Consider the following 5,740-nt stretch of genomic DNA (forward strand, 5'->3'; position numbering starts at 1 on the left):
GCCATTTCGAGGTTCATCTTGGTCTTCAGCACCTGGCGCAGGATCGCCACATCGGCATCCTGGATGTGGCGGCGGTCTTCCCTGAGATGCAGGGTGATCGAATCGGCGCCCGCGGTCTCGGCCATCAGCGCGGCCTCGACCGGGCTCGGGTAGCGGGTCTTGCGCGCCTGACGCAGGGTGGCGATATGGTCGATGTTGACGCCGAGATGGATGCTCATTGTGTCAGTTCGGTAAGTTCGCGTAACAGCTGGCGAGTATAAAGCGGCTTCGCGCCCAGGGTGTGGTTGATCAGCGTGCGCATCAGGGTCTTGGCTTCGGCCAGTGTGGCCGGGCGCTCGAAACGGTCGGCAGCGAGGTCGATCAGCGTCTGCCCGGATACCGGGCAACCCGGCTGTCCGACCGCACGCAGCGCACCGCGTTCAGGCTGGAACACGTAACGGCCAGCGGGGTCGATCGGCGCCTTGCTCTCGGCTTCGAGATCGAAAGTGGCGCCGTAGCCGATCTCGGAAAGCAGGTTTTTCTCGAAACGGCGCAATATCTGCTCAAAATAAGTGGCGCGTTCGTAATCGGTGCTGCACGTCCCGCCCGCCAGCTGGCCGAGGGTATCGACGTAGCGGTCGTACAGCAGTTCGTGCGCATCGCCGCGCGCCAGCAGGCGCAACAGCAGTTCGTTGAGATAGAACCCGCACATCAGCGCGCGTCCCTGCGGCGCCAGCAGCCCGCCCTGCCATTCCGCCGCATGCAGGGTTTTCAGCTCGGACTTGCCGAACCACGACAGCAGCAGCGGGGTGAAGGGCTGCATCAGCCCGCGCAGCATGGATGCCGGGCGGCGCGCGCCGCGCGCGATCAGCGCCACGCGCCCGTGGTCACGGGTGAAAACTTCCGCCACCACGCTGGTTTCCTTGAAGGGATAGGTGTGGAGGATGAAGCCGGGCTCGTTGTTGATGCGGGCGTCGTGGGACACGATGGGAAACCCTTTTATCCGCGAAGGACGCGAAGAAGCGCGAAGAAAACCACAAGCAACAATGGTCTGTGCATTGAGCCTCTTCGCGTCCCTTCGCGTCCTTCGCGGATGAAAAATTCAATCCAGGCCAAGCGACTTCAGCATCCGCACGTCGTCGGCCCAGCCGCCCTTCACTTTCACCCATACCTCCAGATACACCTTGCCGTCGAACGCGCGCTCCATGTCGAGCCGCGCCTGGGTGGAGATGGTCTTGAGCTTTTCGCCGCCCTTGCCGATGACGATGGCCTTGTGGCCGTCGCGGTCGACCAGGATGGTGGCAAAAATGCGGCGCAGATTGCCTTCCTCCTCGAACTTGTCGATGGTCACCGCCACCGCATAAGGAATTTCCTCGCCGCACAGGCGGAACACCTTTTCGCGGATCAGTTCAGCCGCCAGCTGGCGTTCGGTCTGGTCGGTGACGTCGTCCGCGTCGAATAGCGGCGGGTTTTCCGGCAGGTGGGCCTGCAGGGTTTTCAGCAATTCGTCGAGATTGCTGCCTTGCTTGGCCGATACCGGCACGATCTCGGTGAAGGCATGCGCGGCGGCGGCTTCCTGCAGATAAGCCATCAGCGCGGCACGATCCTTGGCGTAGTCGATCTTGTTCACCACCAGGATCAGCGGGCGATCCTTGGGCAGCAATTCCATCACCTGGCGATCCTCGTTCTTCAGCCGTCCTGCTTCCACCAGCATCATCACCACGTCGGTATCCGACAGCGTTTCGCGCACCCGCTTGTTCATCGCGCGATTCATGGTGCTGCCGTGACGCGTCTGGAACCCCGGGGTATCGACGAACACGAACTGCGCTTCGTCGGTGGTATGGATGCCCATCACGCGATGGCGCGTGGTTTGCGCCTTACGCGAAGTGATACTGATTTTTTGCCCGACGATGCGGTTGAGCAAGGTCGATTTGCCGACGTTGGGGCGGCCGACGATGGCGATGAGGCCACACTTGAATTCGCTCATTTTTGCAGCGCTTCGCACGCCTGACGTGCGGCCTCCTGTTCGGCGGCGCGACGGCTCTTGCCGACGCCGCGCGTGCTGAACGCAGGCTTCGCCAGTACGCACTCGACGATGAAACTCTGGTCGTGCGCCTCGCCTTGAGTCGCGACCAGTTGATAGTCCGGCAGCGGCAGCCGGCGCGATTGCAGCATTTCCTGCAGTTGGGTCTTGGCATCCTTGCCCGAAGCCTTGGGATCGATTTTCGCCACCAGCGGGTCGAACAGGCCGCGCACGACGCGTTGCGCCTGGTCGAATCCGGCATCCAGAAAAATCGCACCGAACAGCGATTCCAGCGCATCGGCCAGGATCGAGGGGCGACGAAAGCCGCCGCTTTTGAGTTCGCCTTCGCCGAGACGCAGGACATCGCCCAGTCTCAGGGCAACGGCAATATCGGCCAGCGTTTCCTGCCGCACCAGGTTGGCGCGCAGGCGCGACAGGCTGCCTTCGGGCAAATCGGGAAAGGCGTCGTAGAGCGCGCGGGCAACCGAGCAGTTCAACACCGAGTCGCCGAGAAATTCGAGCCGCTCGTTATTGAGCGCACCGTAGCTGCGGTGCGTCAGCGCCTGGGTCAGGAGTTCGGAACGGATGAAGGTGTAGCCCAGCGCTTGCTGCAGGCGCTGGTTCAGCAAGGCGTTATTCAATCTGGGCGGGGGCGGCGTTAGGATCGCTGCTGGCACTGAAATCCACCACCAGGCTGGCGTTGCCGACGAGTTTGGTGCGGAACGCATAATTGGCGGAGACGACCGGAGTGCCGCCGCGGCGATCGATGCTGAGGTCTTCCGGCTTGACCACGGTGACATAGCTCACGTTGGCGCGCTTGGTGAAATCGTTGCGCAGTTCGGCGTTGCTTTTCGATTTGAAGTCGGGCTCCTGCGCCATCGTGGCGAGAATTTTCTTCACCGAGAAAAATTCGATGTAAGCAGGCACCAGCTTCATCGCCAGCATGGCCACAGCGACCAGCACGATGGCGACGAACAGGAAGCCGATCATGCTCAGGCCATGTTGTCGGGAAGGCGTGGAACGGGTGCGCTGCATGCTGTCTCCTTATCGAATGACGGTGCCGATACGGCCGAAATCGTCAAAATTCATCCAGATGAAAAAGGCCTTGCCGACGATGTTCCTGTCGGGGACGAAGCCCCAGTAGCGGCTGTCGTTGCTGGCATCGCGATTGTCGCCCATCATGAAATACTGGCCCGCCGGAACCTTGCAGGTAAAGCCTTCGCCCTCGGCATTGTAGGAGCAGTTTTCGCGGTAGGGGAAGTCCATCACCTGAGGCGGATAGACTGCGGGCTTGCCCGGCTCGGTCATCATGGCGTGTCCGATGCCATTGAGACGCTCGTTGTACACCATGGCGGTGATGTAGTTGAGGCCGTTGCCGACGTAGCTATAGGTGCCGGTGTTGGCGCTCGGTACCGCCTGGCCGTTGACGATGAGCTGCTTGTTGCGGTATTCGACCACGTCGCCCGGCACGCCGACCACCCGCTTGATGTAATCGAGGCCGGGATCGGCCGGGTAGCGGAACACCATGACGTCGCCGCGCTCGGGGTTGTTCAACTGCACGACTTTCTTGTTGAGCACCGGCAGACGGATGCCATAGGTGTATTTGTTGACCAGAATGAAGTCGCCGATCAGCAGCGTCGGCATCATCGATCCGGACGGAATCTTGAACGGCTCGACCAGGAACGAACGCAGCGCGAACACCACCAGAATCACCGGAAAGAAGCTCTTGGCGTATTCGACCAGCAGCGGCTCCCTGGCGTCCTTGTCGCGGCCGCGCTTGAGCAGCAGCGCGTCGAGCAGCCAGATGCCGCCGGTGACGGCCAGCGCGATGAAAAGGATGAGCGCGAAATTCATGTTTATTTGTCCGAGACCTGAAGGATCGCAAGGAAGGCTTCCTGCGGGATTTCGACGTTGCCGACCTGCTTCATGCGGCGTTTGCCGGCCTTTTGTTTTTCCAGCAGCTTCTTCTTGCGCGTGATGTCGCCGCCGTAGCACTTGGCGAGCACGTTCTTGCGCAGCGCCTTGACGTTCTCGCGCGCGATGATGTTGGCGCCGATCGCCGCCTGCACCGCGACGTCGAACATCTGGCGCGGGATCAGTTCGCGCATTTTGGAGGCGAGTTCGCGTCCGCGATACACGCTGGTCGCGCGATGCACGATCAGCGACAGCGCGTCGACCTTCTCGTTGTTGACCAGGATGTCGAGTTTGACCAGGTCGCCCGGGCGGTATTCCTTGAACTCGTAGTCGAGCGAAGCATAGCCGCGGCTGGTCGACTTCAGCTTGTCGAAAAAGTCCATCACCACTTCGTTCATCGGCAGGTCGTAGCGCAGCATCACCTGCCTGCCGTGGTACTGCATGTCGAGCTGGATGCCGCGTTTCTGGTTGCACAGGGTGATGACGTTGCCGACGTATTCCTCCGGCACGAAGATCGTCGCGGTGATGATAGGCTCGCGGATTTCCTCGATTTTCGATAGTTCGGGCAGCTTGAACGGATTCTCGACGTTGATCAGGGTGCCGTCTTTCATCAGCACTTCGTACACCACCGTCGGCGCGGTGGTGATGAGATCCATGTCGTACTCGCGCTCCAGCCGTTCCTGCACGATGTCCATGTGCAACAGACCGAGGAAGCCGCAGCGGAAGCCGAAACCCAGCGCCTGCGAAACTTCGGGCTCGAACTGCAGCGCCGCGTCGTTCAGTTGCAGCTTGGTCAAGGCGTCCCTCAGCGCCTCGAAGTCGTGCGACTCGACCGGATACAGGCCGGCGAAGACCTGCGACTGCACCTTCTTGAAGCCAGGCAACGGTTCGCCGGCAGGACGCTCGACCAGGGTAATGGTGTCGCCCACCTGGGCGGATTTGAGCTCCTTGATGCCGGCGATCACAAAGCCCACCTCGCCGGCCGACAACTGCGGCCGGTCGACCGATTTCGGCGTAAACACGCCGACGTGTTCGGTCAGGTGCTGCGCTCCGGATGCCATGAAGCGGATCTTGTCCTTCGGGCGCAGGACGCCGTCGACCACCCGCACCAGCATCACCACGCCGACGTAGTTGTCGAACCAGGAGTCGATGATCAGCGCCTTCAGCGGGGCACTTTCGTCGCCGCGCGGCGGCGGCACCTGCTTCACCACCACTTCAAGGATTTCGGGAATGCCGATGCCGGATTTGGCCGAGGCGCGCACCGCATCGGTGGCATCGATGCCGACGATGTCTTCGATCTCTTCCGCCACCCGGTCGGGGTCGGCCGCCGGCAGGTCGATCTTGTTCAGCACCGGGATGACCTCGACGCCGAGGTCGATCGCGGTGTAGCAGTTGGCCACCGTCTGCGCTTCGACACCCTGCGAGGCGTCGACCACCAGCAGCGCGCCCTCGCAGGCCGACAGGGAACGCGACACTTCATAGGAAAAGTCGACGTGGCCGGGGGTGTCGATCAGGTTCAGGCGGTAGACCTGGCCGTCCTGCGCCTTGTAGGCGAGCGCGGCGGTCTGCGCCTTGATGGTGATGCCGCGCTCCTTCTCCAGGTCCATCGAATCGAGCACCTGCGCCTCCATTTCGCGTTCGGACAAGCCGCCGCAGTGCTGGATCAGTCGGTCGGCCAGGGTGGACTTGCCGTGGTCGATGTGGGCGATGATGGAAAAATTGCGGATCAGATTCTGGGACACAACAAAACGGGCACGTTTCCGTGCCCGGCAAGGGATGCGATAACTTGCAGAATTTTAACGGATTCCAGGGCCTGCCGACACC

7 protein-coding genes are annotated in these 5,740 nt (G+C 61.7%); all 7 read right to left on the bottom strand.

Annotation, left to right across the window (positions count from 1 at the left end):
• On the bottom strand, positions 1-218 hold a 218-nt coding region (locus tag Q0L94_RS05910), incomplete at its 3' end, for a pyridoxine 5'-phosphate synthase (protein ID WP_296751174.1).
• Entirely contained in the window at positions 215-964 is a 750-nt protein-coding gene (gene recO, locus Q0L94_RS05915) for a DNA repair protein RecO (protein WP_296751176.1), read from the bottom strand. The genes Q0L94_RS05910 and recO, both read right to left, overlap by 4 nt.
• A 117-nt stretch (positions 965-1,081) precedes the next feature.
• Positions 1,082-1,966, bottom strand: coding sequence for a GTPase Era (era, locus tag Q0L94_RS05920; protein ID WP_296751179.1), 885 nt, complete (start codon positions 1,964-1,966; stop codon positions 1,082-1,084).
• The gene (gene rnc / locus Q0L94_RS05925; RefSeq protein WP_038057900.1) at positions 1,963-2,631 is read right to left on the bottom strand and encodes a ribonuclease III; all 669 of its coding nucleotides are present in this window, start codon (positions 2,629-2,631) and stop codon (positions 1,963-1,965) included. Before rnc ends, era begins: the two co-directional genes overlap by 4 nt.
• Before the next feature lie 4 nt (positions 2,632-2,635).
• A complete protein-coding gene (locus tag Q0L94_RS05930; RefSeq protein ID WP_296751183.1) occupies positions 2,636-3,037 on the bottom strand; it encodes a DUF4845 domain-containing protein in 402 nt (133 codons plus the stop codon).
• Between the two features lie 9 nt (positions 3,038-3,046).
• A complete protein-coding gene (gene lepB / locus Q0L94_RS05935) occupies positions 3,047-3,856 on the bottom strand; it encodes a signal peptidase I (protein ID WP_296751185.1) in 810 nt (269 codons plus the stop codon).
• Positions 3,857-3,858: 2 nt separating this feature from the next.
• Entirely contained in the window at positions 3,859-5,658 is a 1,800-nt protein-coding gene (gene lepA / locus Q0L94_RS05940; protein WP_296751188.1) for a translation elongation factor 4, read from the bottom strand.
• Positions 5,659-5,740 lie beyond the last annotated feature (82 nt).

This window comes from Thiobacillus sp. (assembly GCF_024708915.1).

Coding starts and splice junctions, on each gene's coding strand:
- era (WP_296751179.1), bottom strand. CDS start 1,966: ATGAGCGAATTCAAGTGTGGCCTCATCGCCATCGTCGGCCGCCCCAAC.
- lepB (WP_296751185.1), bottom strand. CDS start 3,856: ATGAATTTCGCGCTCATCCTTTTCATCGCGCTGGCCGTCACCGGCGGC.
- Q0L94_RS05930 (WP_296751183.1), bottom strand. CDS start 3,037: ATGCAGCGCACCCGTTCCACGCCTTCCCGACAACATGGCCTGAGCATG.